This is a genomic window from Pandoraea oxalativorans, assembly GCF_000972785.3.
GTDB classification, from domain to species: Bacteria; Pseudomonadota; Gammaproteobacteria; order Burkholderiales; family Burkholderiaceae; genus Pandoraea; species Pandoraea oxalativorans.
The window spans coordinates 3895424-3915654 of record NZ_CP011253.3 but is presented as its reverse complement, the minus strand read 5'-3'; the positions used below and the strand labels follow the sequence as shown (position 1 = coordinate 3915654).

At 62.8% G+C, this 20231-nt stretch carries 18 protein-coding genes, 1 tRNA gene and 1 pseudogene; 11 read left to right on the top strand and 9 right to left on the bottom strand.

What is annotated here, in order from left to right:
- Positions 1 to 13: 13 nt before the first annotated feature.
- The 3 genes from MB84_RS17200 to MB84_RS17190 form a co-directional block, all read right to left on the bottom strand.
- Positions 14 to 565: a 3-hydroxyanthranilate 3,4-dioxygenase gene (locus MB84_RS17200; RefSeq protein ID WP_046292643.1), complete on the bottom strand. Its 552-nt coding sequence runs from the start codon at positions 563 to 565 to the stop codon at positions 14 to 16.
- A gap of 51 nt (positions 566 to 616) precedes the next feature.
- Positions 617 to 1051, bottom strand: coding sequence for a RidA family protein (locus MB84_RS17195; RefSeq protein WP_046292642.1), 435 nt, complete (start codon positions 1049 to 1051; stop codon positions 617 to 619).
- A 99-nt stretch (positions 1052 to 1150) separates the two neighbouring features.
- Positions 1151 to 2623, bottom strand: a complete 1473-nt coding sequence (locus MB84_RS17190) for a 2-hydroxymuconic semialdehyde dehydrogenase (RefSeq protein ID WP_046292641.1) — start codon at positions 2621 to 2623, stop codon at positions 1151 to 1153.
- Between the two features lie 544 nt (positions 2624 to 3167).
- Here MB84_RS17190 and MB84_RS17185 point away from each other — a divergent pair.
- Entirely contained in the window at positions 3168 to 3632 is a 465-nt protein-coding gene (locus MB84_RS17185; protein ID WP_245725394.1) for an IS110 family transposase, read from the top strand.
- 3 nt (positions 3633 to 3635) lie between these two features.
- Here the strand turns inward: MB84_RS17185 and MB84_RS17180 are convergent, their stop codons facing one another.
- Positions 3636 to 4886: an IS256 family transposase gene (locus tag MB84_RS17180; RefSeq protein WP_046290551.1), complete on the bottom strand. Its 1251-nt coding sequence runs from the start codon at positions 4884 to 4886 to the stop codon at positions 3636 to 3638.
- A 53-nt stretch (positions 4887 to 4939) separates the two neighbouring features.
- On the opposite strand from MB84_RS17180, the pseudogene MB84_RS17175 reads away from it, so the two are divergent.
- From MB84_RS17175 to MB84_RS29985, 3 genes and pseudogenes are all read left to right on the top strand, one after another.
- A pseudogene (locus MB84_RS17175) lies at positions 4940 to 5503 on the top strand (IS110 family transposase); the annotation flags it as partial.
- A gap of 40 nt (positions 5504 to 5543) precedes the next feature.
- Entirely contained in the window at positions 5544 to 6758 is a 1215-nt protein-coding gene (locus MB84_RS17170) for a hypothetical protein (protein ID WP_157122773.1), read from the top strand.
- A gap of 302 nt (positions 6759 to 7060) precedes the next feature.
- A complete protein-coding gene (locus MB84_RS29985; RefSeq protein ID WP_157122772.1) occupies positions 7061 to 7744 on the top strand; it encodes a hypothetical protein in 684 nt (227 codons plus the stop codon).
- An 80-nt stretch (positions 7745 to 7824) separates the two neighbouring features.
- On the opposite strand, the gene MB84_RS17160 is transcribed toward MB84_RS29985, so the two are convergent.
- Positions 7825 to 8391 (bottom strand): SRPBCC family protein, encoded by a 567-nt coding sequence (locus MB84_RS17160; protein WP_052653478.1) that lies wholly within the window; start codon positions 8389 to 8391, stop codon positions 7825 to 7827.
- A 300-nt stretch (positions 8392 to 8691) separates the two neighbouring features.
- Between MB84_RS17160 and MB84_RS17155 the strand changes: the two genes are divergently transcribed.
- The 6 genes from MB84_RS17155 to MB84_RS17130 all read left to right on the top strand — a co-directional run bounded on the left by MB84_RS17155 (position 8692) and on the right by MB84_RS17130 (position 14560).
- Positions 8692 to 9744 carry a LacI family DNA-binding transcriptional regulator gene (locus tag MB84_RS17155; protein ID WP_046292637.1) on the top strand — a complete coding sequence of 351 codons (1053 nt, stop codon included), beginning with the start codon at positions 8692 to 8694 and terminating at the stop codon, positions 9742 to 9744.
- A gap of 219 nt (positions 9745 to 9963) precedes the next feature.
- Positions 9964 to 10977: an extracellular solute-binding protein gene (locus tag MB84_RS17150; RefSeq protein WP_046292636.1), complete on the top strand. Its 1014-nt coding sequence runs from the start codon at positions 9964 to 9966 to the stop codon at positions 10975 to 10977.
- A gap of 56 nt (positions 10978 to 11033) precedes the next feature.
- Positions 11034 to 11858, top strand: coding sequence for an ABC transporter permease (locus MB84_RS17145; protein ID WP_039397005.1), 825 nt, complete (start codon positions 11034 to 11036; stop codon positions 11856 to 11858).
- Positions 11859 to 11863: 5 nt separating this feature from the next.
- Entirely contained in the window at positions 11864 to 12667 is an 804-nt protein-coding gene (locus tag MB84_RS17140) for an ABC transporter permease (protein WP_052653476.1), read from the top strand.
- 14 nt (positions 12668 to 12681) lie between these two features.
- Positions 12682 to 13725, top strand: coding sequence for an ABC transporter ATP-binding protein (locus tag MB84_RS17135; protein WP_046293921.1), 1044 nt, complete (start codon positions 12682 to 12684; stop codon positions 13723 to 13725).
- 7 nt (positions 13726 to 13732) lie between these two features.
- Positions 13733 to 14560 (top strand): phosphodiesterase, encoded by an 828-nt coding sequence (locus tag MB84_RS17130; RefSeq protein ID WP_046292634.1) that lies wholly within the window; start codon positions 13733 to 13735, stop codon positions 14558 to 14560.
- A 106-nt stretch (positions 14561 to 14666) separates the two neighbouring features.
- Here MB84_RS17130 and MB84_RS17125 read toward each other — a convergent pair whose 3' ends face one another.
- From MB84_RS17125 to MB84_RS17115, 3 genes are all read right to left on the bottom strand, one after another.
- Positions 14667 to 15869, bottom strand: coding sequence for a globin domain-containing protein (locus MB84_RS17125; protein ID WP_046292633.1), 1203 nt, complete (start codon positions 15867 to 15869; stop codon positions 14667 to 14669).
- A 218-nt stretch (positions 15870 to 16087) separates the two neighbouring features.
- A complete protein-coding gene (locus tag MB84_RS17120; RefSeq protein WP_157122771.1) occupies positions 16088 to 17677 on the bottom strand; it encodes an ankyrin repeat domain-containing protein in 1590 nt (529 codons plus the stop codon).
- Positions 17678 to 17850: 173 nt separating this feature from the next.
- Positions 17851 to 19038: an ankyrin repeat domain-containing protein gene (locus MB84_RS17115; protein WP_157122770.1), complete on the bottom strand. Its 1188-nt coding sequence runs from the start codon at positions 19036 to 19038 to the stop codon at positions 17851 to 17853.
- A gap of 158 nt (positions 19039 to 19196) precedes the next feature.
- On the opposite strand from MB84_RS17115, the gene MB84_RS17110 reads away from it, so the two are divergent.
- Complete coding sequence (locus MB84_RS17110) at positions 19197 to 19859, top strand: DUF1415 domain-containing protein (RefSeq protein WP_046292630.1); 663 nt, start codon at positions 19197 to 19199, stop codon at positions 19857 to 19859.
- Between the two features lie 161 nt (positions 19860 to 20020).
- Here MB84_RS17110 and MB84_RS17105 read toward each other — a convergent pair.
- A tRNA-Thr gene (locus tag MB84_RS17105) sits at positions 20021 to 20096 on the bottom strand.
- Positions 20097 to 20231 lie beyond the last annotated feature (135 nt).

Below are 20231 nucleotides of genomic sequence, written 5' to 3'. Positions count from 1 at the left end.
TCGGTGCGGCGGGTCAGGCCGACGTCGCAGTAGTCCTGGGTTGTGCCGCACGGCCCGGGTGGATCTCGCCGCAGCCCGGGCAACGGCGCAGCGATTCGTTACCGTAGAACGCCTCGAAGAGCGGCGGCAGATCGGTCACGATGCTCTTGAGTTGCACTTCCACGCGGTGCACCAGCGTGCCGCAGCTCAGGCAGTACCACTCGAAGCCGTCGAGCAGACCGGCCGGGCGCTGGCGCTCGATCACGAGGCACAGACTGCCTTCCTCGGGACGCTGCGGCGAGTGGCGCACATGCGGCGGCAACAAGAAGATGTCGCCTTCCTTGAGATCGATCCGTTCGGGCTTGCCGTCGATCCAGAGATTGACCCAGGCATTGCCCTTGAACTGATAAAAGAACTCTTCGAGCGGATCGTCGTGATAGTCGGTGCGATGGTTCGGACCGCCGACGACTGTCACGATGAAATCACTGTCCTGCCAGACTTGCTGATTGCCGACCGGCGGCTTGAGCAGGTGCGCGTGATCGTCGATCCAGCGCTGGAAATTGAACGGCTTGCCATACGTCAACATGCTTGTCTCCCGGGTCATGTCGCGCGATGTGATGCCTGCGTGAGCGAAGGCTTAGCGTGCGCGCGGCGCATAGGCCACGCACTTGATTTCGATGAGCAGCAGCGGATGCGGCAACTGGTGCACGGCCACCGTCGTGCGGGTAGGGCCGTTCTCGTCGAAATACTCGCCGTACACCTCGTTGTAGCCACCGAAGTCGTTCATGTTCACGAGGAACGAGCCGACTTCGACGACGTCCGCCAGGCTCGCGCCTTCGCTCGCGAGAATGTCGCGAATGTTCTCGATGACGGCGCGCGTCTGCTCGCGAATGTCGAGCTGCGTGACACCCAGCGCATCGACCTGCGCACCGGCATACGAGTTATCGGGGCGTCGCGAGCTGGTGCCCGAGACGAACAGGAAGTCGCCTGCACGTTTGATGTGCGGGAACTTGCCGCGCGGCTTGGCCTTGCCTTCGACCACGCGGGCCTGCGTGTTTTGCGATGCGCTCATGGATTCGAGTCTCCGTTGTGTTCGTGTCATCGGACGGCGCGCGGGTGCGGCAGCCTCGACCCCCATCGAGATTGCCGCACCGTCGCCTCACAGCTTGATTCAGATCTTGATGCAGATGTTGGTAATTTCGGAATAAAAATCGAGCGAGTGACGCCCGCCTTCGCGACCGAGTCCGGAGAGCTTCACGCCGCCGAACGGCGTGCGCAGATCGCGCAGGAACCATGTGTTCACCCACACCAGCCCTGTCTGGAACTGACGCGCCACGCGATGCGCACGGGAGAGGTTCGTCGTCCACACGCAGCCCGCGAGACCGTAGTCGCTGTCGTTCACGCGGCGAATCACTTCGTCTTCGCTGTCGAACGGCGCAACGTGGCACACCGGGCCGAAGATCTCTTCGCGCACGCAGCGGGCCGTGTCGGGGAGTCCCGTCCAGACAGTCGGCTGCACGAAAGCCCCTTCGTCGCGGGCGTCGCCAAAGGTCGGCACACCGCCACCGGTGACGACCGTCGCGCCTTCCTCGACGGCGAGGCGATAGTACGCGAGGACCTTCTCGCGATGTTTGCGGGAAACGAGCGGGCCCATTTGCACGCCGTCGGCATCGGGGGCATCGATACGCAGCGCTGCGGCGCGCTCGGCCAGTGCCGCGACGAACTTGTCGAAGATCGGACGCTCGACGTAGACCCGCTCAGAGCACAAGCAGACCTGACCGGCATTGGTGAAGGACGAACGCACCACCCCGTCGACCGCTTTGTCGAAGTCGGCGTCGGCGAAGACCACGGCAGCGTTCTTGCCGCCCAGTTCGAACGAGATTTCCTTCACGCCGTCGGCCACCGCTTTCATGATGGCGCTGCCGGTGCGCGATTCGCCGGTGAAGGTGATCGCGGAGACGTCCGGGTGTTTCGTCAGAAACTCACCGGCCGAGTTGGGGCCGAAGCCGTGCACGAGGTTGAAGACGCCGGGCGGCACACCGGCGGCGTCCATGACTTCGGCGAGCAGCGTGGCCGAGGACGGCGTTTCTTCCGAGGGCTTGGCGACGACGCAGTTGCCCATGGCCAGCGCGGGGGCGACCTTCCACGTGAAGAGCAGCAGCGGCAGGTTCCACGGCGAGATGATGCCGATCACGCCGAGCGGCTTGCGCGTGACGTAGTTCATCACGTCGCCGCCGTCGGCCGCACGCATTTCGTAGACTTCGCTACCGGCGGTCTTGATGAGGTCCGCAAACATGCGGAAGTTGGCGATGCCACGCGCGATGTCGAGCGTGCGGGCCTGTTCCTCCGGGCGGCCCGTGTCTGCCACTTCGGCGGCGACGAACTCGTCGAAGCGTGCCTGAATGCCGTCGGCGATACGGTGCAGCACGGCCGCGCGCTCGGCGGGCGTGGTCTTGCCCCACGGGCCGTCGTGCAGGGCGCGACGGGCGGCGCTCACGGCGCGCTCGACGGTGGCGGCGTCTGCTTCGCAGACTTTCGCGACGAGACGCCCGTCCACCGGGCTGACGTTATCGAATTGATGATCGGTGGCGACGAATGCGCCATCCACGTAATGCCGCAGCAGCGGCGCAGTCGCAAGGCTCACGAGGTCTCCTGGAGCGGAATGTGTTGCGGGGCGGCAGACGTCGGTGGCGCACAGCACCACGGCATGGCCGCCGGATGCTCACAAGTCTAGGCATCCGTCGATATAAAAAAAATGAAATCTATCGGATCGTGTATTCCTGAATGGAATATCGGAGGCGAGGCGGCGGGCGGGATCGTGGATGAGGGCGGTGAGTGGCGTTTCTGGCAGCGATTTCGGGACGTATCTCGCCGATTTGCTAGGCCGCAGCCCGACTCGATTCGGCGCCATATCGAAACCGGAAGGTCTGCGTTCGACTCATAAAGTGAGGTGCCGCATAGCGACCAAGATGGAGTCTTGTATCTTCGTCTTCGTGATGGTTAGCTACCGTCACATGAGGTGAAGTGAGCATGTTTGGAGCCTGAAGGCTTGGACCTTGCTGTGGAGATAATGCCCTTCGCCTCGCCCTCACCAGCACAGACACTGAACGGTAGCCAAGGGCGTGGACCCTGTATGTACAAGGCAAGTGGGTGAGTTGGTATTGATTCCTCGATTAAGGATCAAATTGATGTTCTACCTCGGTATTGATGTTGCCAAAGCCAAGCTGGATTGCTGCCTGCTGGACATGACAAACGGCAAGCGTAGTACGAAGGTTGTTGCCAATAGCCGCGCCGGCCTAACCGATCTGTTGGGCTGGTTGGGCAAGAGACACACCGAGCCGAGCCACGTACATGTCGCGCTCGAAGGTACCGGCGTCTATCACGAGATGGCCGCGTGTGGCCTGCACGATGCCGGGCTCTCCGTGTCTGTCGTTAATCCTGCGCAGGTGCGTGCTTTTGCGACGGGAATGGGCGTGCGCACGAAGAACGACATGGTAGACAGCCACGTGTTAGCGCGCTTTGCGATGCACGCACAGCCAATGCGCTGGAGTCCTCCAGCGCCCGAGGCTCGCATACTTCAAGCACTGATGGCGCGCCGTGAAGCGCTTGCACAAGAGGGGGTGTCAGAAATTCCGTGTTCAAGGCGGGGTTGAGGTTTACACGGATGGCCGGACGAAACGATCCTCGTAAAGGATAGCGAATTGGTTCATAGCTGTCTTCCAATCTTGAGCGGCGCGGCCCCAATCTGCGGTGATGTTACGCAGCGCCAGCCAGATCAGCTTTGTTGCCGCATCATCGGTTGGGAAATGGCCTCGGGTCTTGATGATCTTGCGAAGCTGCGAGTTGATGTTCTCAATAGCGTTCGTTGTGTAGATCACCCGGCGCACAGCGGGCGGGAACGCGAAGAACGGAATGACACGATCCCAGGCATTGCGCCACGCGGCACTGACCGGCGGGAATTTCTGGCCCCACGGCCCTTGGGAAAATGCGTCCAATTCGGCCAGAGCCGCCTCGGCGCTTGGTGCCGTATAGATCGGCTTGATTGCGGCGGCCAGCCCCTTACGATCCTTCCAGCTCGCGTAATCCAAACTGTTGCGGATCAGGTGGACGATGCACGTTTGCAACGTCGTCGCTGGAAACACCGCGGCTAACGCCTCGGGCATGCCTTTGAGGCCGTCAGTCACAGCAATCAGGATGTCGCCCACGCCGCGCGTTTTCAGATCGTTGAACACTTTCATCCAGAACTTGGCCCCCTCGGTGTTCTCGATCCACAGGCCCAGGATGTCGCGCGTGCCGTCGGGCAGAATGCCCAGCGCGAGATAAATGGCCTTGTTACGCACGACGGCATCCTCGCGGATCTTCACGCGCAGCGCGTCGAAGAACACGACCGGATACATCGGCTCAAGTGGCCGAGCCTGCCACGCCGTGACTTCAGCCATCACTTCGTCAGTGACTGAGCTGATGAACTCGGGCGAGACCTCGGTGCCGTACTGCTCCAGAACAAAGCCCTGAATCTCGCGCACGGTCATACCCCGGGCGTACATGGCGACTATCTTGTCGTCGAAGCCTGTAAAGCGTCGTTCGTGTTTGGGGATCAACAGTGGTTCGAAGCTGCCATCACGGTCGCGGGGCACCCCGATGCGAATCGGGCCGCCTTCAGTCAGAACCGTCTTGGCGCCTTTGCCATTGCGCTGATTGGTCACGCTGGCCGGTTTGGCCGCGCCAGGCGCGTAGCCGAGATGGTGATTGAGCTCGCCCCCCAGCGCGCGTTCTATGAGCGCCTTCTTGAGCGCAAGCGTCGCGGCGTGGATGGCTTCGGCCGTCATCGGGCCGTTACCGAATTGTTCAAGCAATTCAGCGGGAATTGCCGGTAGCTCTACCGGCGGGGTCTTCGGTTTGCGAGGCATAGTCACTCCTTGGCGACATGTTATGCCTCAAACACGAAATTAATGACAGGCCCGCACAAGATCTTCAGCGTGAGCGCAACCGGCATGAGAAAGCGGAAATCACGGCTCCAACGGCGCTAGTCCTGCATTCGATTCTCGAGACGATCGAGTTTTTGGAGCGCCATTTAGCCAGCCTGCAACGCGAGATCGATGATCACATTGCTGCCCATCCGGGCCTTAAAGCAAACTTGATGCTGCTGCAAAGTATCCCGGCAGTTGGCCCTCAGGTAGGCCGCACGCTGCTTGCCATCATGCACGCGCGCCACTTCGATTCTGCAGAACAACTTGCGGCGTATCTCGGCCTGGTGCCGGTGCAGAGGCAGTCGGGATCGTCGATCCAGGGCCCTTCACGTTTATCGAAGGCCGGGCCGCCCAAGGTACGGGCAACTCTCTACATGGCGGCCGTCGTCGCTAAACGCTATAACCCCCACATCAAGGCATTGTGTGAACGCTTGGCAGCGCGTGGCAAATCCACCATGTCTATACTCGGCGCTGCAATGCGTAAGCTTGTGCATCTGTGTTTCGGCGTTCTGAAGACACGACAGCCTTATCGGGCGAACTACGTCGCAATCGCTTGACGGGCAAGACGGTATCTCCTATCCCCGATGGAGAACCATCATGACGAGAAACGTGAGCGGACTACCCGATGTGCCTATCCAGATTGGGCCGTGTGACCCGGCGCAGACTGAAGCTCAGGCTTCGGCGCCTGAACCCGGAACGATTGCGTCCGACTTCAGCCGTGCCGGACATGCGTTCGCAGCGCACGGCGACGCGAATGAATATTCGCCTCATTGGCCACATTGGCCTGAAGACGGTGCCTCGGACTACCGCGGGGCATCATTTCCGAACAATGTTAGTTACAGCGACGCTCGCGATTCGTCCGGTTCGCGTGCAACGTTGACGCTGTACACATCGCAACCTACGACGGTGAGCCTTGCGCTCGGGGCTGATATGAACGCCTCACGTATGCGTGAAGTATGGTTTGGCGACATGCAAACCACACCTTATGCGAAGGGGGCGGCACCACGCACGGAGAATCGGCGCGCATTCGCCCGTACTGAAGATCCCGATCAAGTGCAGACTCGCGACAGGCTCATCCCCCCGCGGCGCCCTGACGAAGAGATAGGCAAACCTTGGGGCATTTCCGCTCAGGCCTTGGGTGATAACGTCGGCGAAGGCATCCGAATGCTCTTTCCCGGTTTTCCCGAAGCGTTCTCCGATGCAGGCTACAACGCGGACGAGATTCGGATTCTCGACGGATTCTTCGGCGCGCTCACCGGCGGCCAACTCCATGTGAAAGATGGCCGCTTGACCTTGGGGCAATCGGCGGCTCGTACGGCGGCGACAGGCAGCGCCTATACGTCGTTAATCGGGGCCATCGGCGGCATCGCCAACGAATGGGCGGAGTCGCTCGGCCTCTACGAGACCTGGGACAAATTCCTCCAGGCGTGTATAGCGAAGGCCACGGCGCCGCTGACCAAGCTGGTCCGAGACCTCGTGCTGGCCGAGCTTGTAAAGAACTTGGGAACGTTGCCTGACGGCATGCGACTCCCTGCGTTGGAAAAAATTATCGAAACCGACGAGGGCAAGCGGGTCATCGAGGAGTTCAAAAAGCTGTCGACGGGTGAATTGGATGCCCTGCCGAAAGAAGTTGCCGAGGCAATAAAGAACTTGGTGCCATGGCCCATAGGCAAGCAAGCCCGTGCTTCGGCGATGTCGTTCGTTTTAGAAGGTCACGAGATCGGGGGGACCGCCGACGAGGACAAGAAGAGTGCCGACGAAGACAAGAAGACGTCGCAAGCGGACCGGGACGCGCTGATGTCACAACTCTAAGCGGAGAAGGGCGAGCGACCTTCCGCAAACGTTGCGACTCGGTCATCGCCGGACACAGCGACAGAACCGACAGCACGACGCTGACCGCTCTCGGCGTCGTGCTGTCGTTGCATTGACGGTCGCGCCAGTCGGCCAATGGCGTTTCCGGCGGCGATTTCGGGCCATATCTCGCCGATTGGCTAGGCTACCGCCCGAACGGCGCCAATGCCGTGTCGAAAGCAGAAGATATGCGCAGGTCTCATAAAGTGATGCGCCGCATAGAGGTCAGGATGGACGCTCCTACAACCTGAAGGAGAATCGTCATGATGGAAGTTTCCCCGCAATCGACTACGCCTGGCATTGTCGCCTCGCAGCAGGAGCCGCCGCCGCAGACGCGGGGGCAAGAACACCTCAGCACGGATTTCACCGGTGCTGCGCACCTCGCGAATCAAGGATCGGTGGATGCAACGACAGGAGACCTTAGTGCTTATGGCGACAGTAATTACACGCCGCCGTATTCCTATGATCCGACGAGCGCTCAAACAAGAGGCTTCAAGGATGGCGGGACGACGTTTAGCCGGGACGCGAGCAGGCGGCCGTATGAGCCGCAGCACAGGGATGAGCCTGAGCAGCCGGATGGGCCGACGTATCGGCCTCCGTACTATCCCGTGGAGCCTCTGGAACGGCGTGGACGTTGGCCTGCACCGCCGCCTTGGGGGCTGCTGTCGGATAGCCCGCAAGCCTATCGGAATGTCGGTGCCGGGGCGCCGAATGTTGTGGGCGACGAGCGCCTGTGGGAGGAAGAATTCTCCGGAGGAGGGCACATGGTATGGGGTTCGCCGCGCGTACAGTCACCTCAGGTCACGCTCGATGTCTCCGCAAACGTGCCGGTGAGGGTTCAATTGATGACCGGGGAAAGCGCAGTGGTGCGTCAACGGTCGAATCGACAGATTCCCGCCGGTTATGCGCAGAGCGTTGGCATCAAGCCGAAAAAGGTGATTGGCTGAAGCGGCGCGCATCGGCACGAGACCTATCCGACGCCGCGCTCATGGCGGCGTCGCATTGGCTAACGCCATCCCCGCGCGCCTCAACGATGCGAATCGTGACTCACACGCGCCCGCGCTTCACGCAGTTCGCGCGGGTCGCGCTCCTTGCCGAGGGTGGCGGGCGGCAGGTCCGTGTCCAGGCATTCCACGAGATGCGCGTTGAGCACGGCAGCCAGCCCTTCGCCACCGCGGCGCATCACGTAATTGTGGTTCCAGCGGAACAGCGGACGGGCGAGCGGCGCGAGCTTGTTCATCCACTCCCGCCGGGTGTGGACGTCCCACGCATAGCGCACCACCGTAATCGAGCCTTCCGTCTCGAAACGCCAGACCCCCGTGCCTTCGGCCTCACCTGTGGCGACACTGCGCACTTCGCGCATCGGGTCGATGTGCGTGATGCGGGTTTCGAAGGTCAGCGAATACGGTAGTGCCCCATGCCAAGTCAGCGCACGTACGGCGCCGACGCCGTCGGCGTCCCCCGGATCGAGCGTGCGCACCTCCCGCACGCAGGGCCACCAGCGGGCCCAGTGGTCGACGTCCCGTAGCGTGTCCCAGACTTCGTTCAGCGGCGCGGTGAGCCGCCACAAGGTGAGGAAGTGATAGTCGTTCATGGCCATTCCCGGTCGTGGATGGAGGGTGTCCTCATGCCGCGATGTCCCCCGTCGAGAGGGGGGATTTTCAGTATAGGCGGCATCCCGGAGAGTGTCGGGAGGCTCGTTTCGTTCGCCGTAAATGGCGACTTCCGAGCCAGCCAAGGCGCTGATCCAGCCTCCATGAGGGTTCGCGGACTGTCATGAATCCGTCAAATTGCCTCCATACAATCCCGGAGTGAAAACGTTTTCGTAAACGTTTACATTTGCGTAAAATCCGTCAACTTCAAAATTCGACGGTCCAGACAAGAGGAGCGGGGTGTGGCTGATATTCGGGATGTGGCGCAGCGTGCAGGCTGTTCGATCGCGACGGTGTCGCGCGCGCTGAATTCGCCGCAACTGGTGCGTCCCGAGACGCTTGCCCGCGTGCAGGCGGCCGCCGCCGAACTCAAATTCCGTCCCAACGCGTTGGGCCGTCAACTGCGCGGCGAGCGCACCGGCCTGATCGGCGTGATGCTGCCCACGCTCGGCAACCCGGTCTTCGCGGATTGCCTCGAAGGCATCGAAGCCGCTATCGACGGCACAGGCCGTCGCCTGCTGCTCGTCACCACCCAATACGATCCCGAGCGCGAGCGCAACGCCATCGAAACGCTGCTGCAACAACGGGTCGACGGCTTGCTGCTGACGCTCGCCGACGCCGAACACAGCGCGCTCGTCGACGACCTCGCCGCCGAGGGCGTGGCGTGCCAGCTCGTCTACAACGACGCCCCCGAGCGCCCCTGCGTGTCCGTGGACAACCGCGCGGCGGCAGCCCAAGGCGTGAACATGCTCATCGACGCCGGGCATCGCGACATCGTGATGGTAACGGGGGCGCTGCATGCGTCCGACCGCGCCAAGCGTCGTTATCTCGGTTATGGCGACGCCATGCAGGCCGCCGGTCTCACGCCCTTGCCTGCGTTCGAAATCGACTTCAACAGCGGGGCACGTGGCGAGCGGGTGCGCGAATGGCTGGCGCAGCGTGAACGCGACGGCGCGCGCCCCACGGCGCTGTTCTGCTCGAACGATCTGCTCGCGCTCGGTGTCATGCGCGCGCTGCGCGAAGCCGGTCTGCGTGTGCCGGACGACATCTCTGTCCTCGGCTTCGATGGCCTCGCCGTGGGCGAACTGCTCTCGCCGACGCTTGCAACCGTTGTACAGCCCAGCGTGGAGATCGGCCGTCACGCGGCGCAGCGTCTGCTCGCACAAATCGACGGACGTGTCGGTGCCCCCGGTGTGAGCGCATCGCACGATCCCGCGCTCGGCCACGCGCTGATCCTGCCGCACGAGATTCGCCGGGGTGGCACGGTGTCGGCCCCACCCGCCAAAACGGCATGACGACGCGCATCACCGCTTTCGAAGCAATCGCAGCACCGCAGTACGCAGGACCCCAGTATTAGCAAGCAAGAAAGTGGTCGACGACCGACTCCATCAAGAGAGTGCGGCGCTGGCCGAGGCAATCAGGCATCCGGCCGAAAGGCCGGTACCACACGGTAGAAACGTAACCTGCGGCGGCACACGCGTGCCGCCAACGCTCAGACTTTCAGGAGCCCAGAAATGAAGCTTTGGATCACCCGCGCCGCTCGCACGCTGGCGTTGTTCACCTTGCTCGGCGCTGGCGCCGCGCATGCCCAGCAGACGGCGATCTGCTACAACTGCCCGCCGGAATGGGCGGACTGGGCCGGTCAGGTCAAGTCGATTGCGCAGGACACCGGCATTCGCGTGCCGCTGGACAACAAGAACTCGGGACAAGCGGTCGCTCAACTGATCGCCGAACAAAAGGCCCCGGTCGCCGACATCGTCTATCTAGGCATCACCTCGGCGATCGAAGCGGCGAAGAAGGGGCTGCTCGCGCCGTACAAGCCTGCAAACTGGGATCAGGTACCGGCCAACCTGAAGGATCCGAACGGCATGTGGACGACGATCCACTCGGGCACGGTCGGCTTCTTCGTGAACCGCGACGCCCTGGAAGGCAAGCCGGTGCCGCGCTCGTGGGCCGACCTGCTCAAGCCGGAATACAAGGGCATGGTGGGTTATCTGGACCCGAGCAGCGCCTTCGCAGGCTACGCGGCCGCGATTGCCGCCAACCAGGCGCTCGGCGGCTCGATGGACAACTTCGGCCCGGCGATCGGCTTCTTCCAGAAGCTCAAGGCCAACGCGCCGATCGTGCCGAAGCAAACGGCGTACGCCCGTGTGCTCTCGGGTGAGATCCCCATCCTGATCGACTTCGACTTCAACGCCTACCGCGCCATCTACAAGGACCGCGCCAACGTGCAGTTCGTGATTCCGATGGAAGGCTCGGTGTCGCTGCCCTACGTGATCGCGCTCGTGAAGAACGCGCCGCATGCCGACAACGGCAAGAAGGTGATCGACTACACGCTGTCGGACAAGGGGCAGGCCCACTGGGCGCAAGCGTTCCTGCGGCCGGTTCGCGCCAGCACCATGCCGGCCGACGTTGCCGCGAAGTTCCTGCCCGCGAGCGACTACGCCCGTGTGAAGCCGGTCGATCTGCAAAAGCTCTCCGCACAGCAGGACGCGTTCGGTCAGCAGTATCTGAAGAACGTGCGCTAAGTCCTCGCGACTGAGCGCACGGTAATGTCCAACGAGGAAGAGGAGCAAAGCAAGCGATGCGTGACCTGACTCTGCCGCGCGGCTGGCGCGTGGCACTTCTGCTACCGGCACTGGCGGTCTTTCTGGCGTTCTGGCTTTTGCCGATGGCCGCACTTGTGCAGGTCAGCGGCGACGGTCACGCGTTCGAGACCTATCGCGCCATTCTCACCAATGCGCGTTATCTCGATAGCCTGTGGCAAACCGTGGTGCTGTCGGCCCTTGTCACACTGGCTACTCTGGCGTTGTCGCTTGTGGCGGGCCTCTTCCTCACCCGTCATGACTTTCCGGGCAAATCGGCACTCGTGTCGATGTTGACCCTGCCGCTGGCGTTCCCCGGCGTGGTGGTCGGCTTCATGGTCATCATGCTCGCGGGACGTCAGGGCCTGATCGGCGATCTGACGTCGAAACTCATCGGCCATAAGGTCGTGTTCGCGTACTCGCTCACCGGCCTGTTTCTCGGTTACCTGTACTTCTCGATTCCGCGTGTGATTCTGGCCGTGATGGCCGCTGCGGAATCGCTCGATCATTCACTCACGGAAGCGGCGTCGTCACTCGGTGCAGGGCCCTTCGCGATTGCCCGCGACGTAACGCTGCCCGCGCTCGCGCCCGCGCTGATCGCTTCGGGCGCGATGTGCTTCGCGACCTCGGTCGGCGCGTTCGGCACGGCCTTTACGCTCGCCACCGACATCGACGTGCTGCCGATGACCATTTACACCGAGTTCACGCTTAACGCCAACGTGGCGACGGCGGCGGCGCTCTCGGTGATTCTCGGCATCGTCACGTGGGCCGTGCTGATGCTCGCCCGCAATTTCACTGGGCAGGCTGTCGCCGCCGGAGGTTGATCCGCATGCTCAAGAAAACCCTTTTCACGCTGCAACTGCTGCTCACGCTGCTGATGTGCGCGTTCTTGCTGATTCCGGTGGGGATGTCGATTCTCGCCGGGCTGTCGGTGAACTATTTCCGTGGTCCGTCGGCTGGCCTCACGTTCAAGTGGGTGATTCAGGTCTGGCAGGACTATCACGACGCGATTCTGAATTCGCTGTACGTCGGCGCCGCCACGCTCGTGCTGGTCGCGCTGCTGGGCGTGCCTGCCGGTTATGTGCTCGCCCGCTGGCAAAGCCGTTTCGCGCGCTGGATCGAGGAACTGCTGACGCTGCCCATCGCGCTGCCGGGACTGGCGAGTGCGCTCGCCCTCATCAGCGTGTATGGCGGCATGCGCGGCTTTCGCGAGAGTCTGGCGTTCATCGTCGTGGGGCACGTGATCTTCACGCTGCCGTTCATGGTGCGTGCGGTGGCGGCGGCCTGCGCCGACTCGCGCATCAAGATGATGGAAGAGGGCGCGGCCAGTCTCGGCGCGAGCTTCCTGCGGCGTTTCATGACGGTGGTGTTGCCCAACATTCGCGGCGAAATCGTGGCGGCGGCGCTGATCGTCGTGACGCTCTCGCTCGGCGAATTCAACCTCACGTGGATGCTGCACACGCCCGACACCAAGACGCTCCCGGTGGGGCTGACCGATGCCTACGCGTCGCTGCGTCTTGAGATCGGCAGCGCGTACACGGCGGTGTTCTTCGTGCTGATCGTGCCGCTGCTCATCGTCATGCAGATGACGGCCCAACGGGCAAAGGTCCGCAATTCGCGCGGTCGCACCTGATTACGGATATGACGATGAAACTGACTTCCATCCCCATTCATCTCGAACGCTGTGCCAAGACATTTCACGGCAACACCGTCCTGCAGCCGCTCGATCTGACCATCGGTGCAGGCGAGACGCTGGTACTGCTCGGCCCGTCGGGATGCGGCAAGACCACGACCCTGCGCATGATCGCCGGGCTCGAGCGGCCCGACGCTGGCGGACGCGTTCGCTTCGGCGACGAAGACGTCACGCGCCTGCCCATCGAGAAGCGTCGCGTCGGCATGGTCTTTCAGAATTACGCCCTGTTCCCGAACTTCACCGTACGCGGCAATGTGGCGTACGGCCTCAAGTTGCGCGGTCTGCCCTCGGCACAGATCGACAAGCGTGTGGACGAGTTGCTCGATCTGGTGCATCTCACGCCCTACGCAGACCGCGCGATCGCACAGCTCTCCGGCGGTCAGAAGCAGCGCGTTGCACTGGCGCGTGCGCTTGCGCCGGAACCGCGTGTGCTGTTGCTCGACGAACCGCTCACGGCCCTCGACGCGAAGCTTCGCGAGACGGTGCGTGCGGACATGGACCGTCTGCTGCGCGGGCTGGGGGTGACGACGGTGTACGTCACCCACGATCAGGACGAAGCGATGGCGCTCGGCGACCGCATCGTGGTGATGAGCGCGGGCCGTATCGAACAGATCGGTGCGCCGCGCGACATCTACTACCAACCGGCGTCGCGTCATGTGGCGAACTTCGTCGGCACGCTCAATCGTCTGGCCGGGGTGTGGCGTGATGGGCACTTCCATCTGGAAGGCGGTCGCGTCGAATGCCCGAACGTGCGCGCCGATGTGCAGGAGTTGTACTTCCGCCCCGAGGACGCCATCGTCGTGCCCGCTGGCGACGCCCCGTTGACCGGTCAGATCGAAGAGGTGCAGTTCCTCGGCGACCGCACGCGTCTGACGCTCAGTGGCGTGTCCACGGCCGGTGCGGTGCTCGTCGAAGTTTCCAGCCGTCGCGAGTGCCGCGTCGGCGATAAGGTGGGCCTGTCGCTGCCCGCCGCCCATGTCTTCTCGCTTCACGGATAAACCGCTCATGCTGTTCGCCCAAATCAGCGACCTTCACATTAAACGCCCCGGCAAGCTGGCCTATCGCCGCGTCGATACCGCCGCTTATCTCGAGCGTTGCGTGGCACGTCTCAATACGCTTACGCCGCGTCCCGACTTTGTCGTGCTGACGGGCGATCTCGTCGACTTCGGTGCACGTGAGGAATACGAACATCTGCGTCGTTTGCTCACGCCGCTGGAGATCCCGTACTACCTCGTCATCGGTAATCACGACGGACGCGACGCGCTGCGCGAAGTGTTCCCCGAGCACACGTATCTCGGCAAGCCGGGCGACTTCGTGCAATACACGGCGATGTTCGGGCCGCTGCGACTCGTTGCGCTCGATACGCAGGATCCGCCCAACGGCGGTGGGAAGTTGTGCGACGAGCGTCTGCAATGGCTCGACGCGACGCTTGCCAGCGATACGCAAACGCCGACGGTCGTCGCTATGCACCATCCGCCGTTCGCGTGCGGCATCGAGCATATGGACATTCAGGCGCTCGACGTTGCCGATGCGGCGAAGCTGGCCGCTATCGTGCGCCGATTCGATAATGTGGAGCGTGTGATTTGCGGTCACGTACATCGTCCGATTCACACGCGCTTTGCGGGCACCGTAGCGAGCGTGTGTCCGTCGCCTGCACATCAGGTCGCGCTCGATCTGCGCGAGGGGGGACCGTCGGCGTGGGTGCTGGATCCGCCGTCGTTCCAATTGCATCGATTCACGCCGCAGACGGGCCTCGTCTCGCATCTCGCGTTCGTGGACGACGCGGGCGGCTCACACCCGTTCTATGACGCTGCGGGTAAGTTGATCGACTGAGCAGGGTACGACGGCCGGCAGCGATGTCGCGTCGACAGGTCATCCAGCACAAAGGCTCCCTCCGGGAGCCTTTTGCGTTGCGGGTGCGACGCATGTCTGCGAAGGATTACAGCAAGTGATCGAGCGCGTCCGGCCCGAAGACTTCGCGGCGCATGCGTCCTGCGGACACACCGGCGTCGCGCAGGGCACGCCACTGTGTCTGCATGAATGCGGACGGGCCGCACATCAGATAGTCGGCATCGGCAGGCAACGAGAGACGCGAGAGGTCCATGCGTCCGGCATGCGTGTAATCGACGCCTTCGCGGTCCGTGCTCAACGGCGCTTCAAGGAACGTGACGGTGTGCAGATTCGGCAACTGCGTCTTCGCGAATGCCAGATGACGGCGCAGCGCTATGTGCGAACCGTTGCGCGCGGCGTGGGCGAACAGCACTTGGCGGTGCGATCCCTTGGCGGCCAGCGCAGCGACCATCGACATCATCGGCGTGATCCCTACACCGGCGCTGAGCAGCACCAGCGCACGCGCAGAGTTCTGGGGCAGCGTGAACTCGCCGTAGGCCGGCCCGACCAGAATGCGGTCGCCCGCCTTGACGTTCGCGTGCAACCAGTTCGAGACCGTCCCTTCGGGCTTCGACGCATTGGCTTCTTCGCGCTTGACGGTAATGCGCCAGTGCGGGGCTTCGGGGGCGTCCGAGAGGCTGTATTGGCGACGCTGTTGCAGGCCATCCGGCAGCGTGACGGCGACGCTCACGTACTGGCCCGGCGCGAACGCGCCCGGTGAGCCGCCTTCCGGCGTGCGCAGGTAGTACGACACGACGTGTTCGGTCTCGCGGTCGACGTCGGCCACGACCAGTTCGCGCAGTGCGCCCAGCGGTGCACGCGATTGCTCGGACAGTCGCGCTTCGGCCGCGATCAATTCTCCGGCGAGCAGCCAGTAGGCTTCGTCCCAGGCGGCGATGAGTTCGGGCGTCGCGGCGTCGCCCAGCACGGTCTTGATGGCAGCGAGCAGATAACGTCCGACGATCGGGTAGTGCGCCGGCGTAATGCCGACAGAGACGTGTTTGTGAACGATGCGCTCAAGCACGGGGGCGAGGGCCGCCGCATTGTCGATGTTCGCAGCGTATGCAAAGACGGCGGAGGCGAGCGACTGCTGTTGCGCTCCGCTTGCCTGATTGCCCATGTTGAAGAGATTGCGCAGCTCAGGATGCGCGTCGAACATGCTCGCGTAGAAATGGCGCGTGATCGCAAGACCGTGTTCGCGCAAGACCGGAACGCTTGCGTCGATGTAGGGGCGGGATGCGGCGGAAAGCATGGCAAGACTCCTGAATTTATAAGATGCAAATTAAATGCATCTTTTTGGTCGCACTTGTGGGTGTTTCATCGACGCCGTGGACGCTCACTCTCCTGGGCGTCCACGGTACGGCATTCGGTCGCCGGTCCCCGGGGCTCACATCATGGACAACTCGAACAACGCGACAACAACTTTCAGGGGGCCGGCGGAGTGATTATAAGATGCAAATTAAATGCATGTTATAGGGCTGCGGCGGAATGTCGCAACGGATCGGTTGGCGCAGGTTGCTGTGAGGGCAGGTGTTGTCTCAGACGAGGCGCGCGGCGGCGCTCGACGATTTGCACGGCGCGTTTGCGCGTCTGTTCGATGAAGAAGAAGCCTGCGCGCACGAAGCGGACCCGCTCGGCAGAGAGCGCCGTGAGCGGCGTGTTGCCCGCCTTGTTGGGCCGGGTCGGATCGCCGCCGTAGCGCAGCGCCGTGTTGAGCATGTAATCGGCGTAGATGGCGTGGCGCGGATGGTGTGTCGTCGCAGCAAGGAAGTGCATGATCGAGTTACCTTCGTACACGGGCGCATTGCAGTCGGGATGAAAGGCGAGCAGAACCTCGGCCGCACCGCAAAAACCCTGCGACGCCAGCCATATGACCGGCGGCGTGCCGTCCGCATGCGGTCGGCTCAAATCCATGCCACGTTGCCGGAGCAACGCGGCCATCGCAAAAAGGGTTTCGTGCGCCCGCAGCGGATCTTGTCCGGCGTCGCACAGCCGCTTCGCTTCGCGCATCATGGCCGCGCTCGCAGCAGGCACGTGATCCACCGTCTCGTTGCCCGATACCGTTTCCGGGTTGGCGATCATGTGCACGGCGTGCTCGCGCGCCTGCTTAACCATCTTTTGCGTGAGTCGCAGGTATTGCACGAGGCTTTCCGGCAAGAGCGATGCGGGGGTGACGCCGGTGAAGTTGACCTGATCGGGGTCGCCGCCGTAACGCAGTGCGAGGATGAAGAGGAAAAAAGCGGAGAACGAGTAGGGGCGCAACCGCGTGGTGGCGGCGAGCTGATGCATGAGTGTGTTGCCCCCGCGACCGACTTCGGCGGTGTTGCAGGCGGCGCCTAGCGAGAGCAGAACGTCTGCCGCTGCGCAGTAGCCGTTGAACGCCAGTAGCACGACCGGGGGCGAACCCGTGAGCGCCGGTTGCGTGAGGCTCGCGCCGTGCGACTGGAGCATCTTCGCCAGACGAAAGAGCGAATCCTGCGCCACCAGCAGATCGCCCCCGTTCAGATACAGACGCTCGGCCTCGGCGGCCATCGCCGTGGCAATGAGCGGCACGCCGTTTGCCGTGGCCTGATTGGCGTCTGCGCCGAGTTCCAGTAGCGACGGCAGCCATTCCACGGCGACGTGACCGCACAAATGCGTCAGCGGCAGGTGTACGTCTCCCGCGACCTCGGAGACCGGGACGTTGTTAGTCTTGTCGCGACCGCACGCAATCAGGACGCGCAACGCGCTGGCAACGGTGGACGGTGGGAGCGCAGGGAATTCGTCAGCCATGAGGGCGTCGACGAACACTGTGGAGTAGGCCGATGGCTCCGCTGCGTACCGAAGCCAGAGTTGAAGGCCGAAGTCGCTGAGCAGCAGATCTGCGTCATCCGGGTCGAGATCGTCGCGCCGCGAGCGGTCGATGAAGACCCCGGCATTTTCGAGATCGCTCAGGGTTCGGTGCTGCACCGGTGTGCAGAACAGCGTGGCCATCGAGAAGACCAGCCTGTTGGGATTGTCCGGCCTGGCTAACGAACAGCTGTCGTGGAGTTCACGGCCTGCGCTCGTCGCGGGGCTCATCAATATGTCCCACACTTCGCGCGACGTACAACGTGCCTCACGTCGCGCACGAAGGAGTGCTTCCAGTGCGAGGCTGCCCGGCGGAGCGGCACTGTCGCGTACGGAACCGAAGTGCGTCGCTGGCGATATCGACCGGAGGGTAACCGAGGGGATGGGCATGGCGGGCAGGAGGGTCAGCTAAGGGCTTTGATGCGACGAAAGGCGGCGGTGCGCACGGTCGTGAGGAAGGCGTCATCGACTTGTGGGCCGAGCGATGTCGGTTCAGGCAACCATGAGCGGGGCGTATGTCCCGCCGCGTTCGGCACGTCCAGATTGCCGCCGTGGCGGATGGCGGCGATCAGGACGTAATGGGCGAGCTTGGCGTTTTCGGCATGCGTTGGGGCGTCGCGCATGTGAACGGCATGGGCCAGGTGATGCATGAGCGTATTGCCGTGACGGTCTGCCGCGTTCGCACTCGCGCCGCTGATGAGCAATGCTTCGGCTGCACCGCATAGGCCATGGAAGGCGAGCAGAGCGACGGCGGGCACGTCGCGTCCGTTCGGTTGCGACAGATCGGCGCCGTGCCGCTTGAGCAGTTCGGCGAGTTGTCGAAGCGAGGTGTGCGCGCACATGAAGTCTTGCCCGGCGTGGTGCAGCCGGATCGCTTCGGCACGCATGGCGTGAACAATCAGCGGCACCCCCCGCTGGCTCATCTGATGGGGGCTGGCGCCGAGTTCGAGCAAGCGGCGCAACCAGTGTGGCGCGACCTGGCTGCACAGATGGGCGAGGGGATTGATGGGGGCGAGGTCGGACGGATTGGATGGCGTGGCGGCGGTGCGGTCGCGTCCGCTGGCAACGAGAATCCGCAGAATCTTGGCAATACGCGTTCGGTCGTGCATGGACGTCGCACCAAAGATGTCGGAGCTGTCGAACACCTTGAGGTAAGCCGTCGGTGTCGCGGCGTATTGCAGCCAGAGGAGCAGTCCTTCGTTGCTGCGTAGCAGGGCGGCATCTTCGGGCCGCAGATAACCGGCACGCGCCGGAATGAGGAAGACGCCTGCATCTGTGAGCCGATCTATCGTGCGCTCCGATTCGGGCATGGTCAGCAACGTCACCATTTCGAGAAACAAGGGACCGTTCGGTGAAGCGGCTTCGCACGCGCCGCGCAACTCGCGTCCGGCACAACTCTGCGGATCGACGAGCATGTTCCAGATGTCCTGTGTGCGGTATAGCGAGCCGCGTCGCACGTCGAGCAGGTCGACCAACGACGTGGCGGACAAATGCCGTCCCTCGGGTTGCGGATGGGAAGTGGTGAGGCTGTCGCGGGTGCTGTGGGTGTACGTGCTGTGCGCACGGGTGGTGATGGGTGGCGTACCGGGCATGGTCGTTGGGCGCGTGGCGTGGAGAAGCCGCATGGTCGCGCACGCGCCGCGCGCGGGTTTTGGCATTCGCCCCGTCGGGTTCTCCATGACGGACATACCGACGCGGCGCAAATGCCGCACTACAATGCGGTATTCATGAATCATCGCCACGCTTTTGTATGACGGAGAAAAACATTCCAGACGCCGCATCCTCGACGAGCCCGTTGCAGACGCAGGACAACGAGGCCGTGATTGCGGCGACGCGTCACTGGCTCACGCGCGCCGTGATCGGCTTGAACCTCTGCCCCTTTGCGAAGGCGGTGCACGTCAAAGATCAGATTCGGTATGTCGTGAGCGCCGCGCGCGATATGGAGGGCGTGCTGCTCGATCTGGAGAAGGAACTGCAATGGCTGGCGCAGGCCGACCCGCAAGCTGTCGATACGACGCTGTTGATGGTGCCGGTCGCGTTGCTCGACTTCCACGAGTACAACGACGCACTGTTTTTTGCCGAGCGCATGCTCAAGCAGTTGCAGCTCGAAGGCGAGTTACAGATCGCGAGTTTCCATCCGGACTATCAGTTCGAAGGCACCGATCCGGACGACGCCGAGAATTTCACGAACCGCTCGCCGTATCCGATTCTGCATTTGCTGCGCGAAGCGAGTATCGACCGCGCGGTGGAGGCGTTCCCGGAAGCCGAAACGATTTACGAGCGTAACGAAGCGCTGATGCGCAAGATGGGTGTCGCGGGATATCACGAATGGATGGCGCAACCCGCTGAAGACGAAGAAGGCGCGAACGACAACGCCATCGATGACGACGAAGGTCACGCCGGAAAGCGATGAGGGACTGCGCAGAGGGGGAGGGTGGGGGAGGGTTCGATTCCTCCCTCCGGCATCACAGATGCGCCGAAAAACAAAAAAGCCGCGCGACAGGATCGGGCGGCTTTTCTGTTGACTGCTAAGTACTTCGTCTTGCTTGCATCACCAGGGACTGAGTAAGTCGCTGGTGCCGGAGAGAGGAATCGAACCCCCGACCTTCTCATTACGAATGAGCTGCTCTACCGACTGAGCTACTCCGGCGCTGCGAAGAAGTGAGATATTAGCAGACTTTACGGATTTGTCACTACTTTTTTCGAAGATTTTTTGCTGTGACTGCGTCAGTCACGCGTAAATCATTGAAAGTTCAGAAATCCTGCGCTTCCGTCGTCGCGAAGG

Bases quoted from the DNA above. Each gene is read 5' to 3' on its own strand.
- MB84_RS17200 (WP_046292643.1), bottom strand. From the start codon at position 565: ATGTTGACGTATGGCAAGCCGTTCAATTTCCAGCGCTGGATCGACGAT.
- MB84_RS17145 (WP_039397005.1), top strand. From the start codon at position 11,034: ATGCGTGACCTGACTCTGCCGCGCGGCTGGCGCGTGGCACTTCTGCTA.
- MB84_RS17150 (WP_046292636.1), top strand. From the start codon at position 9,964: ATGAAGCTTTGGATCACCCGCGCCGCTCGCACGCTGGCGTTGTTCACC.
- MB84_RS17125 (WP_046292633.1), bottom strand. From the start codon at position 15,869: ATGCTTTCCGCCGCATCCCGCCCCTACATCGACGCAAGCGTTCCGGTC.
- MB84_RS17110 (WP_046292630.1), top strand. From the start codon at position 19,197: ATGACGGAGAAAAACATTCCAGACGCCGCATCCTCGACGAGCCCGTTG.
- MB84_RS17135 (WP_046293921.1), top strand. From the start codon at position 12,682: ATGAAACTGACTTCCATCCCCATTCATCTCGAACGCTGTGCCAAGACA.
- MB84_RS17170 (WP_157122773.1), top strand. From the start codon at position 5,544: ATGACGAGAAACGTGAGCGGACTACCCGATGTGCCTATCCAGATTGGG.
- MB84_RS17180 (WP_046290551.1), bottom strand. From the start codon at position 4,886: ATGCCTCGCAAACCGAAGACCCCGCCGGTAGAGCTACCGGCAATTCCC.
- MB84_RS17120 (WP_157122771.1), bottom strand. From the start codon at position 17,677: ATGAGCCCCGCGACGAGCGCAGGCCGTGAACTCCACGACAGCTGTTCG.
- MB84_RS17185 (WP_245725394.1), top strand. From the start codon at position 3,168: ATGTTCTACCTCGGTATTGATGTTGCCAAAGCCAAGCTGGATTGCTGC.
- MB84_RS17140 (WP_052653476.1), top strand. From the start codon at position 11,864: ATGCTCAAGAAAACCCTTTTCACGCTGCAACTGCTGCTCACGCTGCTG.
- MB84_RS17195 (WP_046292642.1), bottom strand. From the start codon at position 1,051: ATGAGCGCATCGCAAAACACGCAGGCCCGCGTGGTCGAAGGCAAGGCC.
- MB84_RS29985 (WP_157122772.1), top strand. From the start codon at position 7,061: ATGATGGAAGTTTCCCCGCAATCGACTACGCCTGGCATTGTCGCCTCG.
- MB84_RS17130 (WP_046292634.1), top strand. From the start codon at position 13,733: ATGCTGTTCGCCCAAATCAGCGACCTTCACATTAAACGCCCCGGCAAG.
- MB84_RS17160 (WP_052653478.1), bottom strand. From the start codon at position 8,391: ATGAACGACTATCACTTCCTCACCTTGTGGCGGCTCACCGCGCCGCTG.
- MB84_RS17115 (WP_157122770.1), bottom strand. From the start codon at position 19,038: ATGCCCGGTACGCCACCCATCACCACCCGTGCGCACAGCACGTACACC.